Here is a 224-nt window from a genome sequence, read left to right as displayed (position 1 = left end):
TTTGCCTTTTCTATTCTTAATAATTATGAGACTAAGCTGGCAGAAGAAGTAGTCGCCAATAACGAGTTATTGGCTAAGCCCAGGAATATTCGTGATGCTTATAACTTTTTGCGTGTTAAAGAAATTGATAGCCTTGCCCTTGCCAATGCGATTCAGAACTACCAGAAGGCTTGGAGCAACTATCGCAAGATTGGTCATGGAATCCCAACTTTCCATAAAAAACG

1 pseudogene is annotated in these 224 nt (G+C 39.7%); it reads left to right on the top strand.

From position 1 onward, the window contains the following. Window positions 1–224, top strand: a pseudogene (locus FC37_RS09745) (RNA-guided endonuclease InsQ/TnpB family protein); the annotation flags it as partial.

Origin of the sequence: Lactobacillus gallinarum DSM 10532 = JCM 2011 (assembly GCF_001434975.1) — a bacterium.
GTDB classification, from domain to species: domain Bacteria; phylum Bacillota; class Bacilli; order Lactobacillales; family Lactobacillaceae; genus Lactobacillus; species Lactobacillus gallinarum.
Note: the sequence above shows the minus strand (reverse complement) of the source record. Positions and strands in the feature narration are given on the sequence as shown.